2 protein-coding genes are annotated in these 2,262 nt (G+C 33.6%); both read left to right on the forward strand.

Annotated features, from left to right (window positions below; all coding sequences use genetic code 11):
* Positions 1-1,507, forward strand: a 1,507-nt coding sequence (locus QVA17_RS12470; protein WP_287389328.1) for an EAL domain-containing protein, incomplete at its 5' end; no start/stop codon positions are given.
* A 181-nt stretch (positions 1,508-1,688) separates the two neighbouring features.
* The gene (ispF, locus tag QVA17_RS12475; RefSeq protein ID WP_287389329.1) at positions 1,689-2,255 is read left to right on the forward strand and encodes a 2-C-methyl-D-erythritol 2,4-cyclodiphosphate synthase; all 567 of its coding nucleotides are present in this window, start codon (positions 1,689-1,691) and stop codon (positions 2,253-2,255) included.
* Positions 2,256-2,262 lie beyond the last annotated feature (7 nt).

Here is a 2,262-nt window from a genome sequence, read left to right on the forward strand (position 1 = left end):
GCTATACATTTTCGAAAAATTCCTAATATACACAGCCTTTATCGAATCCTTTATGTCTGTGGTAATTACTATAATCGACTACGATAACCTGTCAAAGATCGTAAAAAAGACAGTGTTTTTCTTCTTTGCATTTAACCTTATTATTTTGCAGCTACAGTACCTCTTTTATCCACACATTTTCATAAGCATTACCTATATGTTGCCTTTCGCTCTTTTTTACATAGTTTTCCATGCAAATCCTCACGACGAGCTTATGGGTAGTCAGGATAAGAGCTCCTTTGAGACTATGATGCGCCAGGATAAGGTGGCGGGTAAAAATGTGCTGTATATGTTTATTAAGGTGCCACGCCTGACAAATTTCGATTTCCTAGGGGACAATAATTTCGTCTATCTCCATACCGCTAGATGTACAAGAAAGCTAGAAAATTTAGGCTACGGTATAACAATTTTTAATTTAGGCTACGGCGAATTTGCTATTAGATTTAGCAATAGATATTTTATAGATACTAATAAAATCACCGGCAAGGTGGTGGAGATTTTAAATGAATTCATTGAATTTGAGGAGAGCAACACCATTTATAGGCTTGTTGTCATGGATGCTAAGAAGGTGAATTTTGATCCTTATAGGGCTAGAATGTTATTTCTATATATTTTAGAAAATAAAATCGAGGACGATTTTTCATCTATGAGCTATATAATTCGTGCCTCCGATTATGATGCCTTTGAAAAAGAAGAGAGAATTCTATCGGTTTTAAGGGACATTTCCTATGAAAGAAATCTTAATGATGAAAGAGTTATTTGCTATGCTCAACCTATTTTTGATGTGGATTCTAAGAGTTTTAGAACTGCAGAAGCACTTATGAGATTAAAGGTTGGAGATTATATTATTGGGCCTGATAAGTTTATATCCTTGGCAGAGAAAAATGGCTATATACACACCCTTACTTGTATTATGTTAAATAAGGTGTGCAGAGTAATAAAACAATTAGAAGACCAAGGTTATGATTTTGATGGAATTACCATTAACTGCTCGGCAATAGAATTTTCAAGTAAGAATATGTATAAGCAATTATTTAAAATAATTTTTGATAATAAAATACAAATTTCTCATATAAGAATGGAACTTACAGAAAGTGCCTTATTTACTCATTCTAGTAATGTTATTAGTAATATGAAGAAGTTAAATGAAGCGGGAGTAATTTTTTATTTAGATGATTTTGGAACGGGATATTCTAATTTTGAGAGAGTAAGAGATTATCCTTTTAATATTATAAAGTTTGATAAGTCCTTATTATATGCGGCGGTTCGTAATGATAATATGTCAAATGTAATGTCTACTATGGTAAATATGTTTAAAGCGGAGGGTTGTAAAACTTTAGTTGAGGGTGTTGAAAATGATTATCAGAATAAAGTTTCACTAAATAACGGTTTTGATTTCATCCAAGGCTATAGATATGCAGTACCAGAGCCGATTGAAGCCCTAGAAAATTATTTTAAGAAATATTAAAGGAGGGGCTTATTCTCCTTGCCTTATACTTGCTAAGTTTATAAAAATATGGTTTACTTATAAGGTTAGAGCGATAATTAATCTATACTTTAGAAATCCTAAGATTATAAGGACTAAAGCTAAGATTTTAGATAAATAAGACAGAAGCATTTTAATAAAGACAAGATTAGGAGGAAGTGCAATGAGAGTTGGAATGGGTTATGACGTACATAAGCTTGTTGAAGGAAGAAAGCTTATTATTGGTGGCGTTGAGATTCCATACGAAAAAGGCCTTCTTGGACATTCAGATGCAGATGTGCTTCTTCATGCTATAACTGATGCAATTTTAGGAGCTGCAGCACTTGGAGATATTGGTAAACATTTTCCAGATACAGACCCTAGATACGAAGGAGCAGACAGCTTAAAGCTGTTATCTGAAGCTGGCAAGATGGTGGATGAGAAGAACTTCATTATTGAGAATATAGATGCAACTATAATAGCTCAAAAACCTAAGATGAGACCCTATATAGATACAATGAGAGAGAATATTGCTAAGGCTCTTAATTTATCAGTTGACCAGGTTAATGTTAAGGCTACAACTGAAGAGGGTTTAGGCTTTACAGGTAATGGACAGGGTATTTCTTCTCAGGCTATTGCCTCTATTTCATCAGTAGATAATTATATCTATGGCGAATCTGATATGACAAATTGTTGCAGCGGTTGTAACGGTGGCTGTAACGGCGTTTGTCCTAAGAATCAGAATTATTAAATGAAAT

The organism is Lachnospira sp. (assembly GCF_016290755.1).
Classification (GTDB): domain Bacteria; phylum Bacillota; class Clostridia; order Lachnospirales; family Lachnospiraceae; genus Lachnospira; species Lachnospira multipara.